We start from the raw sequence: 15,808 nt of genomic DNA, 5'->3' as shown, positions 1-15,808 counted from the left end.
ATTCATCATAATTAGTACATCCTTTTAGTTTTCAGATGCTTCTTGAGCCTGAACCGATGCATTGGTTTTTGCTTGTTCTGATTTAATATTTGTTAAGGTGTTTTGAGCTTCTGTAACAACATCCTTATAATCCTTGAAGTTTTCAATAACACTATCTAAAATGTAAGTAGCTTGAAAAGCATCATTTAAAGCGTAGTAGTTTTTAGCCATAAGCACCAACCCTTTTGCGCTATAATATTTGTAGCCCGAGTAATCTTTAGCTAATTTCTGAACGGTTACATTAGACGCTTCGTAATTACTAGCTTTATTTTGGAAATATGCTTTGTAATAAAATGCTTCTGCTGCCGTTTCGCCAGATGCCGTTTTTTCAACTTCTGCATAAGCCGTTTTAGCACGGTTTTCATCGTTTGTTTTCATAGCCGAACGTGCAATGATAACATAAGCATCACTTGTAATTTTATTATCAATTTTAGATTGCTGCAATACTTTTTCTGCGTAAGCAACGGCTTCACTATACTTATTTAATTGATAATTTGCCTTCATTAAATTGGATTGTGCATAAACCACATTTTGTGGAAAACGCGCTTCTGTTTCTAAACGTTTTAAAACAGGAATAGCTGCCGACCAATCTTTTGTGTCTAAATAAATCTGTGCTAAACGCGATAAAGCTTCTTCTGTAAATTCACTAGGCGTTGCGTTAATCACAGCTTCATAATGCGGAGCTGCATTCTCTTTTAAATCTTTTTTGAAATATAACTGTGCTACATAAAAGTGGGCTTGCACATTATGTAAACCTCGTGGAAACTGATTTAAATAGCCATTAAATTGTTTAATAGCATCGTCTGTTTTGCCATCCAGATATTTCTTTTCTGCAGATTCATAGGTAGCATTATCCAAGTCTCCATCGGTAACTTGCACATAATCCAAAGTTTGAACCCATGATGCATATTCATTAACGCGACCTAAATCTATATAAATTAAACGCACTGTTGAAACCGCTTGATTGGCTTCTGCTGTGTTAGGATAATTGGTTGCTACGCTTTTAAATTTCTCTAAAGCTTCATTATTTCTACTGGCGTTATAATGCACCAAACCTTGACGCAATAACGTTTTTGAAACCAATGTGCTTCTTGGACTTTCACGAACTAAACGGTCGTACATTTTCATGGCTTCCGCGGTTTGATTCGCTTTTATGTAGGAGTTTCCTAATTCATACATAGCATCATCCCGTAGTGTGGAGTTGGGATATTTCCGAAGAAAATCTTCTAAACCACTAATTTTCTCTGATGATTTCCCTTCGTAACCTTCGCTTAAAGTTTTCTGAAAAAAGGCATAATCAGAATCTACTTTATTCATTTGCACCGCTTTTTCATAAGCACTAATGGCGGCACTATAGTTACTAGAAACGAAATGTGCATCACCCAAACGTAAGTAAGCATCGTTTAAACGCACCGGATCTAAATCATTTCCTTGTATAAACTTGTTAAAAAACTCGCTAGACTTGGTGTAGTTTTTTTGTTTGAAATAGGTATAGGCTAAATTGTAATCGCTGTTTTTATATTCAGACGTTGCTTTAGCGGAATTGGCTTGTTGAAATTGTTTATAACCAATTAAAGCTTCATCATAATTATTTAAGTTATAATCAGCTTCGGCTTTCCAAAATGTGGCTCTCGTTGTATAGGTTTCAATAATGGCCTCCTTAATGGATTTATTGAACATAGCTTTTGCATCTTGATATTGACCCTCATTATATAATTCCAAACCACGATAAAAAGTAACTTTCTGATAGGCTTCTTTGCTTGCAAAACTGCGTTTACCTTCTAATAATTTCAAAGCTTCTTGATAGTTTTTGGATGTGATATAAGAATCTATTAATAGAATTTCTACTTCTTCTTTATAGGTGGTATTTGGATACTTTTCCAAATAAGTCGTTAAAACCTGTGGAACGGATTGGTAGGGATTCCCTATTTCATAACTAATTTTAGCATAGTTTAACCAGGAATCTTCTTGGATTTTTAAATCGAAATCCATTTGCGACGCATTTCTGAAGGCATTTAAAGCCTCTTGCTTTTTATTCAGTTTAATATAACTTTCGCCTAAATGATAATAAGCATTTTGTGCTACGCTATTATTACCATCAATAATTTTATTAAACTCTGAAATAGCTTTTTCGAAATTTCCTTGTTTATAATATGCATATCCTAATTGATAATAATCGGTATTATTCCATTTCCCTTTGGTACCCTGGTATTCCGTTAAATAAGGAATGGCCTCGGCATATTTTTTCTGGTTGAAATAACTTTCACCAATAATTTTATTAAGTTCTGAAATTTCATCCCGATTACTCTTTGGCAATTGCTCTTTCGCTAATTTGATAGCTTCATCAAAATTTCCTAATTTAAAATTTAAATCTGCTTGGAAATACGATAGTTTCTCCTTGTATTTTTCCTGATCACTTACTTGATCAAAATAGGTGTTGGCTTCTTGGTAATCATCGCTTTCATAAGCCATAAATCCAATATAATATTTAGCTTGAGATCCGTATTCTTTAGAGTTTTCAATACGAGATAAATACTTTCTAGCTGTTTTATAATCTTTAGTAGAAAAAGCAACATAACCATTATTAAAACTGAATTTATCGCGCTCGGTTCTGGACAAACTGCTTTCATCCACACGATCATACCATTTTTTAGCATAGGCATATTTACCATTGGTGAAATAATAATCGGCAACATCTAAAAATGCCGAATTTCGCTTGGTACTTGTTGGATGATTTTCAACAAAATCCTCAATAAGCTTATCCGCGTTTTGTTGATTTAACCTTACGGCACAATTAGCCACATAATAATCACAGTCTGCAACTAACTCATCTGTTTCTGCCGTTTTCTTGAGCTCTTTAAACAACATTTGTGCTGCTTGAAATTGATTGCTATTATATAAAGCCAGCGCTTTTTGATACTCGACAATATGATTGGTGTAAGCTTCTGATTGCTGTGCGAAAGTAGCAAGCGTAATTCCTAACATAAATAGGATGGATAGAACCGTTTTTTTTAACATGAAACCGTTTTTAAATTTAAAGATCAAAGATAATTTAATATGTATTTTATAACGTTAGAATTATGTTATAATTATAAACAGACTGATAAAAGAATTAATTGTAATATTTAGGAATTACTCTTCATTACACAGAAGTCGAAATCTAAAAACTAATAAAAACAATTTAACATTGTACTTTCACGTTTTGTCATTAATTACGTACTTTGTCATGCGTAATAAAACGTTTCAATTATTAGTTTAAAAATTCATGCAGCACGTACTTTATCTTAAGGATGCCTCTATATTTCAAGGCGATAGTTTAATTTTATCTGATGTTAATGTGGAAATTAACAAGGGTGATTTTGTGTATTTAATTGGTAAAACAGGGTCCGGAAAAAGTAGTTTCATGAAAACCCTTTATGGCGATTTAGCTTTAACTCAAGGTGAAGGTAGCATAGTTGATTTTGATTTACGCGATTTAAAAGAAAAAGACATCCCGTTTTTACGTCGGAAATTGGGCGTTGTTTTTCAAGATTTCAAATTATTAACGGACAGAACTGTTGATGAAAACCTGTTATTTGTTTTAAAAGCGACCGGTTGGAAAGACAAAAAAGAAATGAGCGCTCGCGTAGATGAAGTTTTAAGCAAGGTTGATATGAAAACCAAAGGCTTCAAATTTCCACATGAACTTTCTGGTGGCGAACAACAACGTGTTGCCATTGCACGCGCATTGTTAAATAATCCCGAATTAATTTTAGCTGATGAGCCAACTGGAAACTTGGATCCACAAACCAGCATTGAAGTGATGGAAGTTTTGCGCGAAATCAATAAAAATGGGAATACTATTTTAATGGCGACCCATGATTACGCCTTGCTCTTAAAATATCCGAGTAAAACTTTAAAATGTGATGACAATCAGGTGTATGAAGTAGTGCAACGAAAAGCCTAATTAGCTTCTAAAATAGCATTTAAAATCTGACTACATTTTTTAGCGCCTTTACTATTTAAGTGATCGGCATCGTGAAAATCGTTTAACTGAAAGCGTGTATCGTAAAGCAAATTTACAGCTGTAACGTTTTCATTTTGAAATCCTAATTCTTGGGTTAAATCTACAATACCTTGAACTTCTTCTTGATTTAATAATTTTAAATAAGGTTGGCTAACGGGCATATTTACCAATATTACTTGAATATCTTTGGCAATGCACGTTTCAATAATACTATTTAAACGCTTCTTATTTACTGAAAAATCAGAAGTTGCATCATCGTGCTTCCTAGAAATAATTTTAGCTAACTCGTCTATTTCTGTGGAATCTATAGCCGATATATAGGTGTTTCCCCATCCGGAATCATCGCAACCAACAAGTGTTTTGTTTTTTTTATATTCTTTATAATAACGTACAGTCACACCAAATTTCTGCGTAAATGCCAAACTGTATTTCCTAATATCATACCAGGTAATTAACGGCACGTCTAATTCCATTTGCTCGGCATAAAAGTATTTTCGCCAAATATCTTCTTGGGTATTATCCACTTGACTCATCGTGGTATATTCTAAAGGAATAATAATATGTTTTAAGTTTTTCATTTCTGAAATATACTTTTCAAATAACAGTTTATCAAAATACAATGTCTGACTTACATTGGCCATATTTAAAGTTTTTGATGAAAAATATTTGGGGTTTAAGCCATAAAAGGTATGTGAATCACCGAAAATGAGTGTTTCAACAGTTTCTTTTTGAGATTCAATTAACTCATGTTTATACGTGTAATTATTTGGAACGGATCTGTAAAATATTTCCACCAGCAGGATTATAACCAAAACTGGTAATAAAAACAGAAGCGTATATTTTAAAAATTGTTTCATTAAAATTGAAAGTAAATAAAAGGTTGCGTATTACCAGCAAAATAGAATACAATAAATACTAGCGTGTAATAAATTAGTATTCGAATGGGTTTAGATTTTATAAAGCTAATATCCAACATATGGATTTTGTCGCGTTGCAGCCATTCAAAAATCATATAAACCACTAGAAATAAAATTAAGCCTTTAGAAACTTGAGGCATACTCATCAAGGACCAATTAAACATTCCCTTTATATACAAAAGCGCATGACTTACGTTTTCTGAACGAAAAAATACCCAAGCTAAAACAACTATAAAGAAGGTTAAACCAATCTGAAATATTGTTTTTAAAGATGGCAGATATCGACCCTTATCCGCTGTAGATTGAAATTTAGCATTACTTCCGATTATAACTAAAGGAATAAAACAAAGAGCATGAATAAGACCCCAAATAACAAACGTCCAATTAGCGCCATGCCACAAACCACTTACTAAAAACACAATAAATACATTTCGAATCACTTTCCCTTTAGACCCACGATTACCACCTAGAGGAATGTAAACATAATCTCGAAACCAAGTTGATAAGGAAATATGCCAACGCCTCCAAAACTCCCCTAAATTCCGCGATAAATAAGGCATATTAAAGTTTTGCATCAAATTAAAACCTAAAATCCTTGCAGAACCTATAGCAATATTGGAATAGCCTGAAAAGTCACCATAAATTTGAAATGCAAAAAAGAAAGCACCAAAAAATAAGGTGCTACCGCTTTGCTCCGAATAATTCATAAATATTTGGTTTACAATGACAGCACAATTATCTGCAATAACCATTTTCTGGAAAAGGCCTAAAAGAATAAGTTTTAAACCATCAACACTACTGCTATAATTAAAGCGCCTGACCTTGGTAAATTGAGGCAATAAATTGGATGCGCGTTCAATAGGTCCTGCAACTAGTTGCGGAAAGAAGCTAACAAAAGCTAAAAAAGCAATAATATTCTGGGTTGGTTTTATGTTGTTTCTATATACATCAATAGTATAACTCAATGTTTGAAAGGTATAAAAACTGATTCCAACGGGTAATATAATTTGTAAGGTAGAAGCTTCCAGAGAAGCGCCAAAAAGCGTGAATCCATCTATAAAAGATTCTACAAAGAAATTATAATATTTAAAATAGGCAAGAATACCTAAATTAGTAACCAAACTTACAATAAGGCCCAATTTACGTTTGTTTTTATCAATTGTATGTGCTAAATAACGACCTACATAATAATCTACCAATGAGCTTAAAAGAATGAGGCCTAAAAAATGCCAATCCCAACAGGCATAGAAAAAATAGCTGACACAAATTAAAAATACATTCTGAACTTTTAGGGCTTTATTAAAAACAAACCAATATAACACGAAGACTATTGGCAGAAAAATGGCAAAATCTACAGTGTTAAAAAGCATACAGTTTTAAATAAAATTTGGTTTTTGGGTTTCTGATGGATGAAACTTCAAGTAATCAATAATTTGTAAATATATATGTTTTTATGCCAAAACGCATATTTCCAATTAATCAATTGATAGGCATTAAAAACTCCTATTATTTATGTAGTTTTGGCAGATTGACTAAACACAGCGCATGCTATCCATTTTAATTCCCACATACAATTATGATATTAGCCGCCTTGTTAAGGAAATCCATGCGCAAATTTCAGAATTAAGCATTCCTTTTGAAATTTGCTGCTATGATGATGCTTCAACAAATAAATCTGTAGTTGAAACCAACCAATCCATTCATAATTTACCACATACATCTTATACCGTTTTCACCAAAAATATGGGCAGAAGTGCTATCCGGAATTTGTTAGCGCAAAATGCCAAGTTTGATTGGTTACTATTTTTAGATGCTGATGTTTTACCAAAAAACAACGATTTTATTTCAAAATATCTTGAAGCTATCACTGAAAAAACGGAAGTAATTTATGGCGGTATTTTATATGTTGAAGAAAAACCCAATCAAAGTCATCTTTTACGCTGGGTTTACGGGAATGAGCGTGAAGCTCTTTCAACAGTAAATAGAAATAAAAATGTGTACTTATCATTTTTAACACTGAATTTTTTGATTAAAAAAAGTGTTTTTTCAAAAGTAGCTTTCAATGAAAACATTCCTAATTTAAGGCATGAAGACACGCTTTTTTCACATAATTTGAAATTAGCAGATATTGAAGTTACCCATATTGAAAACCCAACATACCATTTAGGTTTAGAGGAAAGTAGTCATTTTTTAGAAAAATCTTTAGAATCCGTTGATGCCTTATATTTATTTTTAAAACAAGGACTAATTCCCAAGGATTACACGAAAATAACCCGTGTTTTTTTCAAACTCAAACCGTTCGGACTTCATTATGTATTAGCTTTGATGTATACCATTTTTGAAGCTTATTTTAAGCGAAATTTGCTTTCTAAAAAACCTTCGCTATTCATTTTTGATTTATGCCGATTAAGCTACCTTTGTAAACTATACACCAAATAAATGCCATTTTTCTCCATCATTATTCCGCTGTACAATAAGGAACATTTTATTGTAAAAACGCTTCAAAGCGCATTGGATCAAACCTACCAAGACTTTGAAATAATTATAGTTAATGATGGATCTACAGATACGAGTTTAGAAGTTGCAACTAAAATCAAGGATTCCCGAATTACAATTCATACTATTAAAAATCAAGGCGTTTCACATGCTCGGAATTTTGGTGTTTCAAAAGCAACTTCGGAATACATTGCCTTTTTAGATGCTGATGACTTGTGGTTTCCCAGTCATCTAGAATCTTTAAAAGAGTTGATTGAAACCTATCCTAATTGTGGATTATATGCCAAAGCTTACACTAAAAAATTAGCTAGCATCACTCTAGAATCTCACTATGTAGATATTCCAGAAAATTGGAATGGTATTGTAGAAGATTATTTTAAATCTAGCATGGTCAGTTGTATTGCTTGGACTTCTGCTGTAGTTGTTCCAAAAAATGTTTTAGAAAATTTAGGTAGTTTTGACGAAAAAATAACGCTGGGTGCTGGCGAAGACACGGATTTATGGATCAGGATTGCCTTAAATTATAAAATAGCTTTTAGCAATCAGGTTAGTGCCATTTATAATTTACATGCAGAGAATAGAATTTCAAATTCCAATACCAATTTACGTCAGTTTTTAGATTTAGATGTCTATGAAAATGCTACAAAGACGAATTCTTCTTTAAAAAAATATTTGGATGTCAATCGTTTTTCCATTGCGCTTCAATATAAATTAGCCAATAATAAAGAGCAACAAGCGCATTATTTAAAACATTTAGACACAAGTAATTTGAATGGAAAGCAGCGATTTTTACTAGTTTGCAATAAAAACATGTTAGCTCTTCTAATGAAAGCACAAAAGACTTTACGCCAATTTCATATAAATTTAAGTCCGTTTAAATAGTTCGAAATCGGCATAATCACGAATATAGTCTTCTTCATCATATTCTTCTGATGCCAATACCAAACATACAGAGCCTGAAGAAAAATTGCCAATTTCCCGCCAAATACCTGGCACAATTAACAACGCTTTATCGGGTTTATTTAAGGTGATTTTCGTTTCATTGTCACCATCTTTTAAATGCACTTCAAAACTGCCACTTAAAGCTACCAAAACTTGAAATAACTTTTTGTGTGCATGACCGCCCCGATGTGCAGAACTTGGAACGTCATATAAGTAATAGACACGTTTAATAGGAAACGGAATAATATCTTTTTCTATAAAAGCCAAATTCCCACGCGGATCTTGAACTTTTGGAATATCTATTATTTTTAAATCGGTTATTTGGCTACTCATGGCATGGTGTTTAATAAATCTTGCCATTGTTTCGCAATGCGTTCCATGGCAAATGGCTGAACGCTTTCTGACGCATTCTTTTTACAAAAATTGTATAATGTTTCATCAAATATAAGACTATTCATGGCATCTGCCAGTGCATTCGCATTATAATTAGGAACTAACAATCCATTATGTTTATGTTGGATTATTTCATTAGGACCCGATTGGCAATCCACTGAAATAACAGGTGTTCCTAAACTTAATGATTCCGGCAAAACCATAGGGAAACCTTCATAACGACTACTTAACACGGTAAATTTCGCATGTTTCACGTAAGGATAAGGATTGTCTGTTCTTGGTTTAAATACAACGTTGGGTTCTAACTTTAACAGTTTCACATAATCCTGTAAAATGCCTTGATCAGAACCACTTCCAAGAATTAGCAACATTATGTTATTTTCAACTAATTTGGATATACTATAAGCTTCAACAAGTAGTTTCAAGTTTTTAGATTGGTCATCTAGTCTTCCATAAAACAGAATATAATTAGATTCTAAAAATGAATCAGAAACTGTTTCTATAGCACGCTTTTGGATGTCTTTGAAATCGAAAGCATTGTGAATGGTGGAAATATGCTTTAGGCTAAATTTAGCTTTAAAATGGGTTGTAATAGCTTTAGAAACACCTACTAATTGTTCTTTTTTATATAAAAAACGACTTAACCAATCCTGTTTAGGAAACATGATCGTTTTTTCAAAAGAATGAATGACATAAATGGTTGGCCCTTTGTAAATAAATTTCGAAATAAAAAATTCTCTATAACCTTGCACACGAGATCTGTGATCAATAATCACATCAAAATTTTGAGATTTTAGATAACTTCGAAATTTAAAAAGTCTGGAAATTCTATTAGATACGGAATCTTTTTTGGACTTATAAAGACCTAGATTGAATAGAGTTCCAGAATACCTATAATAAACCTCGGGAAAAATGGTAACAATATGCACATCATAACCCAAATTAGAGAGTAACATAGATTGCAAAGCGGCAGCATGCTGTGCACCGCCTTTTCCCAACGAGGAAACTACCAAACAAATCTTTTTATTGTTACTTTGCAAGAATAATTATTTAGAAATCAAATATAGTAAACGAATTGCTTTTATGTGCAATTTAGTTTATCAAGCAAATTTCTGAAAAGATCCGTACTTTTTAAATGAATATTTTATTAATTGGCGAATATAGCAGACTGCACAACTCTTTAAAAGAAGGTTTGAAGACTTTGGGCCATACGGTTACCATTGCAGGGTTTGCGGATGACTTTAAAAATTACCCGGTAGATATTCGTTTTGAAAATTCTTATAATTCGGGTTTTCCCCTTTTTATAAAGAAGGTGATTTACAAACTAACAGGCACCGATTTAACATCAATACGTACAAAAAGACAATTCGAAAAACACAAGAGCCAGTTAGTCAATTATGATGTGGTTCAACTTATCAACGAACACGTTTTTAGTACGGTTCCAAAAACGGAAATGACTTTGTTGGATTTTATTTTTAAAAACAATAAAAACGTTTTCCTTTTATCTTGCGGTACAGATTATATTAGTGTAAAATATGCCTTTGAGAAAAAATTCAAATATTCCATTTTCACACCTTATGAAGATCAGAAAGTTAGTAAAGCCAATTATTGGCATGTTATAAAATGGCGCCTAAAATCTTACGAGAAACTACACCACTTTATTTTTAAGAATATCAAAGGTGTTATTGCTTCAGATTTGGATTATCATTTACCACTAAAAGGGCATCCCAAATATTTAGGTATGATTCCCAACCCTATAAACATAGAAAAGTTAAAGTTTGAAGCTGAAGAAACTCGAAATAAAATTATTATTTTTCATGGTATTAATGAACGCAATTACTACAAGAAAGGAAATGATTTTTTTGATGCTGCTTTAAAGATTATAGAAGATAAATACGCATCTAAAATTGACATAATTGAAGCGCGAAGTTTACCATATTCTGAATATATAGAATCGTACAATTCCACGCATATTTTATTAGATCAAGTTTATGCTTATGACCAAGGCTATAACGCCTTGGAAGCTATGGCTAAAGGAAAAGTAGTTTTTACAGGAGCCGAAAAAGAATGGCTAGAATATTATAACTTAAAGGAAGACACCGTTGCAATAAATGCCTTGCCAAACGCTGAAGACATTGCTGAAAAATTGGAATGGCTTATTTTAAATCCTGAAAAAATAACTGAAATATCAAATAATGCGCGTCTCTTTATTGAACGGGAACATCAACATATTTCTATAGCTCAAAAGTACTTGACCGCTTGGGAATCTTAATCTTTAGAATTTTTATCTGCATAATCCACTCACGAATCATCTTCAGAAATCACACCAAACAAAGAACTACTAAAAATTAATAATATTAATCCGTAGTATAGAACGTAGGTTACAAAATGGGCTATATTGGCGCCTTTTACCCCGTAAATATCTATAAAATAAATGCTGGTTGCATATAAAATAGCGACTGAAAATGCTTCTGTTATAATATAATGCCAGAACATTTTTTTTGCTAAAAACTGGTAGGCAATAACAATAGAAAGTACTTTAATAAAGTCACCCAATAGCTGCCATAAAAACAATTCGGAAACAGGATTAAATTCCTCTGAAAAAACGACCAAAACAATAATTTTTCGAGATATATAAATCAGAAATAAACCCACCGCAAAAATCGGAATAATTGTTTTGTAGAAATTAAAAACTTCAGCGCGAAATTCTTTCTTGTTATCAATTTCCGAGAACCGCGGTAAAATATAAAGCGTTAATAAAGAAGACACAAACATTAAATAATAATGAGAAATCCGGTTCATGGCTTCCCAAAATCCGGCTTCTTTTAAACCCACATTATCGGTAATATAATTTCGGATAGCAATGGCAACTAGCGGTAACAAAAATGCAGAAAAAATAGCCATTACGGAGAAGGAGCTTAATTTCTTTAAGGTTTGAAGATTAATGTTTTTTACTTTAATTAAAGAACTTAAACTCCGTCTGTTTGCAATGCCTACTAGAGATATAAAAAACAATAAAGATTCAGCTATGACTACAGAAATTAAAGCACCTTCTATATGTTCTTTATATATTAATAAAAGTGTTATAGACAAACCAAAAATCTGTCCAATAATATTTATAACGATTAGCGTTTTGTATCTGGAAAATCCATTCAAAATACTAAAAATAAACATGTTAAGCGCATAAAAGGGTAAGGCTATGGCCATGATTTTAATTACATAGGCGTAATCATTATAATAGGAAAAGACATAATTATTAATAGCTTCGGCATTAAAATAACAGAAAAAGGAAATCAGAACGGTGGAGATAAATCCTAGATAGAATACCGTAGAAATTATCTTGCTTAATTCCCGCATATTTTCTTTAAACTCCGCTACGTATTTTACAACACCATTGTAAAATCCAAGAATAGATAAAGCTTGAACGGAACTTAAAAAATTTCGCAAATTTCCTATTAAAGCCATGCCTTCTGCTCCTACATAAAGCGCAATAGCTTTGGACGTCAAAAAACCCGATATGATTTTAACAATCATGGAAACCGAGTTTAAAGAAGCCACCTTAAACAAAACATTCGTATTAATATAGTTTAATAGGCGCTTCACTTAATAGGCGTTTAGTAAATTTATGACTTTAGATACTTCTGAATCCGTCGTTATTGGACTTATGGGAATGCTTAAAACGGTGTTATGAATGCTTTCAGTTATAGGTAAATGTAAATTTGAATATAATTTTAAAGCTTCTTGTTTATGAGGTGGAATTGGATAATGAGTTAGCGTTTCCACTTTGCTCTCTTTCAGATAATTGTCAAGAGATTCTCTGTTTTCAACACGAATTATAAACACATGGAATACATGATTTTTAGATCCATCGTAAAATGGTAATCCTATTTTAAGATTTTTAATTTCGCCTTGATAGCGATTGGCAATGTCTCGTCTTCTGGAGTTATCAGCATCTAAATGGGGTAATTTAATGCTTAAAAAAGCGGCTTGCAGTGCGTCCAACCTATTATTAAATCCTAAACGTGTATTTACATATTTTTCTGTAGAACCATAATTACGCAATTCGGTAATTACAGTTGCCAAATCTTTATCATTAGTAGTTATAGCGCCAGCATCACCCAATGCGCCCAAATTTTTACCTGGATAAAAACTAAAGGCCGCAGCATCTGCTAAATTTCCAGCTTTTAAACCATCATTATTTTGAGCACCATGAGCTTGAGCGGCGTCTTCTATAACTAGTAATTGGTGTTTTTTTGCAATTTGAAGAATTTTGTTCATATCAGCTAATTGCCCATACAAATGCACAACTAAAATAGCTTTGGTTTTCGGCGTGATCTGTTTTTCAATTTCTGCTGTATTTATATTGAAGGTTTTTTCATCTGGCTCAACTAAAACTGGTTTTAAATCAGCATGAATAATACCTAAAATACTGGCGATAAACGTATTTGCAGGAACAATGACCTCATCTCCTGGATTTAATTTACCTAAAGCTATGTATGATTTAAAAATTAAGATTAAAGCATCCAAGCCATTACTAACACCAATGGTATACTTGGTTCCACAATATGCGGCAAAATTGGCTTCGAAAGATTCTGTTTCCGGACCCAAAATATAATGACCTTCCTTAAGAAATTGTGAGAATTTCTCCTGAAAAGCTGTTTCATAACGTGCATTGATAGCCTGTAAATCTAGAAACTTGATCATAACATGACTCCGTTTAGCATTAGGTGATTACGGATAGGCAATGTATAAAAATCTTGGGTAATGGCGCGTGCTCCAAAACCTTCTTTCCAATATTGTAAACCAGAATTCACATTCTTACCCTGATTTTCGTTGGAAATGCCAAAATCGAAAAAGGGTTTATCTTTAAAAACAGTTTTCAATAAATAATCATGTAAAAAGTCTAAACTTCCTAATTGATTATTGTTTTCGTTACCAGAAATATATTGGGAATGCGCCACTTGATCGCTAATAAAAACAGTTGTTCCAGCTACTAGCTTATCGTTTCTGTAAACATTGAATTGTTTTATTTGTTTGGGAAAACGAGCATGTAAAAATTTTATTTCTTCCAAAGAATGTACAGGAAGCGCGTCATGTTTCTCTTTTAGATTTGGAGTGAGAATGGTATTCCAGAAATCATCAAAATAATCATCATTTTTTACGACTAATTGATTTTTAATAGCGCGTTTAACACCATCTTTTCTGTCTTTTGAAAACGCTACTTTTTCAGAAAGTTTCACAACAGACAATATATCGCGTCTTGATAATTGGGCGTCCATTAGAAACATCAAAAAATCCAATTCAGCATTGGGAACTTTGCTATAAATAGAAGGTAATTGTTTTAAATTTAAAGTTTCGTATCCTTCAGATTCATAAAATAGAAGTAAACTTTTGAAGCAATCTAAAACGGTCTGAAATTTCAATTTGGAACTGTAAACCAAACCTCCATAGGTTAAACCTTGATGACTGAAAATAATTTTATCTTTTTGGTTGGAAGGAAAAACAGCGATTAATTTTTTGTTTTTAAAAACCATTACGGAGGCATCTTGAAAACGATCTTGATGGTATTCCATAAAATCCCTATGAAATAAAAAGGTTGCATTTTTAGCGTCACTCAACAGTTTATTCCATTCGGAATATAAAGTGGAATCGTAAAATTGGACTTTGTAGGGCGTATTATTTAAATTAGTATGCGTCAAAATTTTAATTTATTTACAAGTGGCTTCAAAAACCACCACTCTCTATCCCTAAAATACATTACGACAGTAATTATTATTAAAAATTCGAAAGGAAAACTGAACCTATTATTCGTGCCATACGTGAGCAAAGCTTGCAGTACAGATGCTATAAATATAACAGACATAATGATAAATCCAACATCCATGGTTCTATTTTTTATGGCTTTAATAATCAAAATTGGAACAAGCACCAAAAATAAGGCTCTAAAAATATATAAAATGGGTTTTTGAATGTTCCAAATGGCAAGAAAATATCTATTCGCATTTTTAAAATTGAAGTCGTTATAATTCCAATAAATAGTCGGTTTCCAGAAATCGCGCCAAGAGTAAAAAATAACTTGATGCAGATACTCCATAGGATTATTAGCAATTGTTACTTTGGCATATTGGGCAAATTCATTAGATATTTCGGAAAACGGCATTTGGTATTTATCATAAGCGCCGTCATCATAAGCATACCAAATAGACATAGCAATATCTTTGTTTTCAGCAATAGATTTTTCTCTGTATGTTACATAAGGTTCCGAAAGCCATTTAAAGTCGTCAGGAGATTTTTCAGCAAAACGCACACAATTTTGAGCCAAATAAATGCCCATTAAAGTGGTAGAAGAAAAGTAACCATGATGTGTTTTGATAACAGAAGACCATCCTAAATAGGCAAGTATTGGAAAAACGAGAACTATAAATCGAGATACCAATGCTCTATAATTTCTTGGTTCTTTTAAAAACCAAAAGCCATAGAACAAAAATGGCATAAAGAGATAAAACGGTTTGGTAAGCACTAGAAAACCAAATATTACACCAAGTAAAAGATGGATAACAAACGTGGGTTTCTGTATTGTTATTAAATAGAAAACTAAAGACGTTAAAAACAAAACCAACGATTCCATAAGAATTGCGGTTTCAAAAAAGTAAACGTGAATAAACGTTTGTAAAAATAAGGTGATATATAAGCTTTGTTTTTTCGAGAACCTTAAATTTAGCAATAATAAATACCAAGCAACCGCTGTTAATATGCCTATTATAAATTGATAAAAAACGGTTATATAAAGATTCCCAAAGGATAGCGCTATTAAAAGAGCATAGCCTGGCGTTCGCATGCCATCATAATCCGAGTAAGTTAAAGAAGTGATATGCTCAGCAAGGTCTGTATAGCCAGTACTGTCAGGATACATGGTAACATGTGTATAAAAAACTAAAAATAAGAGCATACGAGCCAGCAATCCGTAGGCGCTGATGTATAGTATATTCTTATCTTTTATCATGTTTTGTGTAGA

At 32.4% G+C, this 15,808-nt stretch carries 13 protein-coding genes; 4 read left to right on the top strand and 9 right to left on the bottom strand.

Annotated elements, in window-relative coordinates:
• Positions 1-24 precede the first annotated feature (24 nt).
• Positions 25-3,057 carry a tetratricopeptide repeat protein gene (locus ES674_RS09175; RefSeq protein WP_148403708.1) on the bottom strand — a complete coding sequence of 1,011 codons (3,033 nt, stop codon included), beginning with the start codon at positions 3,055-3,057 and terminating at the stop codon, positions 25-27.
• Between the two features lie 247 nt (positions 3,058-3,304).
• Here ES674_RS09175 and ES674_RS09170 point away from each other — a divergent pair, with 247 nt between their 5' ends.
• The gene (locus ES674_RS09170) at positions 3,305-3,985 is read left to right on the top strand and encodes a cell division ATP-binding protein FtsE (protein WP_148403707.1); all 681 of its coding nucleotides are present in this window, start codon (positions 3,305-3,307) and stop codon (positions 3,983-3,985) included.
• Here the strand turns inward: ES674_RS09170 and ES674_RS09165 are convergent.
• Both ES674_RS09165 and ES674_RS09160 read right to left on the bottom strand, forming a co-directional pair.
• Complete coding sequence (locus ES674_RS09165; RefSeq protein WP_148403706.1) at positions 3,982-4,902, bottom strand: hypothetical protein; 921 nt, start codon at positions 4,900-4,902, stop codon at positions 3,982-3,984. The genes ES674_RS09170 and ES674_RS09165 overlap by 4 nt on opposite strands.
• Positions 4,902-6,332 (bottom strand): MBOAT family O-acyltransferase, encoded by a 1,431-nt coding sequence (locus ES674_RS09160; RefSeq protein ID WP_148403705.1) that lies wholly within the window; start codon positions 6,330-6,332, stop codon positions 4,902-4,904. Before ES674_RS09160 ends, ES674_RS09165 begins: the two co-directional genes overlap by 1 nt.
• 175 nt (positions 6,333-6,507) lie before the next feature.
• On the opposite strand from ES674_RS09160, the gene ES674_RS09155 reads away from it, so the two are divergent.
• Positions 6,508-7,401, top strand: coding sequence for a glycosyltransferase family 2 protein (locus tag ES674_RS09155; RefSeq protein WP_148403704.1), 894 nt, complete (start codon positions 6,508-6,510; stop codon positions 7,399-7,401).
• Entirely contained in the window at positions 7,402-8,340 is a 939-nt protein-coding gene (locus ES674_RS09150; RefSeq protein WP_148403703.1) for a glycosyltransferase family 2 protein, read from the top strand.
• On the opposite strand, the gene ES674_RS09145 is transcribed toward ES674_RS09150, so the two are convergent.
• Positions 8,323-8,733, bottom strand: coding sequence for a sugar 3,4-ketoisomerase (locus ES674_RS09145; protein WP_148404112.1), 411 nt, complete (start codon positions 8,731-8,733; stop codon positions 8,323-8,325). The genes ES674_RS09150 and ES674_RS09145 overlap by 18 nt on opposite strands.
• Entirely contained in the window at positions 8,730-9,806 is a 1,077-nt protein-coding gene (locus tag ES674_RS09140) for a glycosyltransferase (protein ID WP_148403702.1), read from the bottom strand. Before ES674_RS09140 ends, ES674_RS09145 begins: the two co-directional genes overlap by 4 nt.
• Before the next feature lie 122 nt (positions 9,807-9,928).
• Between ES674_RS09140 and ES674_RS09135 the strand changes: the two genes are divergently transcribed.
• Positions 9,929-11,065, top strand: coding sequence for a glycosyltransferase family protein (locus ES674_RS09135; RefSeq protein WP_148403701.1), 1,137 nt, complete (start codon positions 9,929-9,931; stop codon positions 11,063-11,065).
• A gap of 29 nt (positions 11,066-11,094) precedes the next feature.
• Here the strand turns inward: ES674_RS09135 and ES674_RS09130 are convergent, their stop codons facing one another.
• From ES674_RS09130 to ES674_RS09115, 4 genes are all read right to left on the bottom strand, one after another.
• Positions 11,095-12,327 carry an O-antigen translocase gene (locus ES674_RS09130; RefSeq protein WP_317132048.1) on the bottom strand — a complete coding sequence of 411 codons (1,233 nt, stop codon included), beginning with the start codon at positions 12,325-12,327 and terminating at the stop codon, positions 11,095-11,097.
• Positions 12,328-12,396: 69 nt separating this feature from the next.
• Positions 12,397-13,497 (bottom strand): DegT/DnrJ/EryC1/StrS family aminotransferase, encoded by a 1,101-nt coding sequence (locus ES674_RS09125; RefSeq protein ID WP_148403699.1) that lies wholly within the window; start codon positions 13,495-13,497, stop codon positions 12,397-12,399.
• Positions 13,494-14,492: a GNAT family N-acetyltransferase gene (locus ES674_RS09120; protein WP_246126007.1), complete on the bottom strand. Its 999-nt coding sequence runs from the start codon at positions 14,490-14,492 to the stop codon at positions 13,494-13,496. Before ES674_RS09120 ends, ES674_RS09125 begins: the two co-directional genes overlap by 4 nt.
• Positions 14,489-15,796, bottom strand: a complete 1,308-nt coding sequence (locus ES674_RS09115) for a hypothetical protein (protein WP_148403698.1) — start codon at positions 15,794-15,796, stop codon at positions 14,489-14,491. Before ES674_RS09115 ends, ES674_RS09120 begins: the two co-directional genes overlap by 4 nt.
• Positions 15,797-15,808: the final 12 nt, after the last annotated feature.

The organism is Bizionia myxarmorum (assembly GCF_008086205.1).
GTDB classification, from domain to species: Bacteria; Bacteroidota; Bacteroidia; order Flavobacteriales; family Flavobacteriaceae; genus Algorimicrobium; species Algorimicrobium myxarmorum.
Note: the sequence above shows the minus strand (reverse complement) of the source record. Positions and strands in the feature narration are given on the sequence as shown.

Coding starts and splice junctions, on each gene's coding strand:
- ES674_RS09175 (WP_148403708.1), bottom strand. CDS start 3,057: ATGTTAAAAAAAACGGTTCTATCCATCCTATTTATGTTAGGAATTACG.
- ES674_RS09170 (WP_148403707.1), top strand. CDS start 3,305: ATGCAGCACGTACTTTATCTTAAGGATGCCTCTATATTTCAAGGCGAT.
- ES674_RS09165 (WP_148403706.1), bottom strand. CDS start 4,902: ATGAAACAATTTTTAAAATATACGCTTCTGTTTTTATTACCAGTTTTG.
- ES674_RS09160 (WP_148403705.1), bottom strand. CDS start 6,332: ATGCTTTTTAACACTGTAGATTTTGCCATTTTTCTGCCAATAGTCTTC.
- ES674_RS09155 (WP_148403704.1), top strand. CDS start 6,508: ATGCTATCCATTTTAATTCCCACATACAATTATGATATTAGCCGCCTT.
- ES674_RS09150 (WP_148403703.1), top strand. CDS start 7,402: ATGCCATTTTTCTCCATCATTATTCCGCTGTACAATAAGGAACATTTT.
- ES674_RS09145 (WP_148404112.1), bottom strand. CDS start 8,733: ATGAGTAGCCAAATAACCGATTTAAAAATAATAGATATTCCAAAAGTT.
- ES674_RS09135 (WP_148403701.1), top strand. CDS start 9,929: ATGAATATTTTATTAATTGGCGAATATAGCAGACTGCACAACTCTTTA.
- ES674_RS09130 (WP_317132048.1), bottom strand. CDS start 12,327: ATGATTGTTAAAATCATATCGGGTTTTTTGACGTCCAAAGCTATTGCG.
- ES674_RS09125 (WP_148403699.1), bottom strand. CDS start 13,497: ATGATCAAGTTTCTAGATTTACAGGCTATCAATGCACGTTATGAAACA.
- ES674_RS09115 (WP_148403698.1), bottom strand. CDS start 15,796: ATGATAAAAGATAAGAATATACTATACATCAGCGCCTACGGATTGCTG.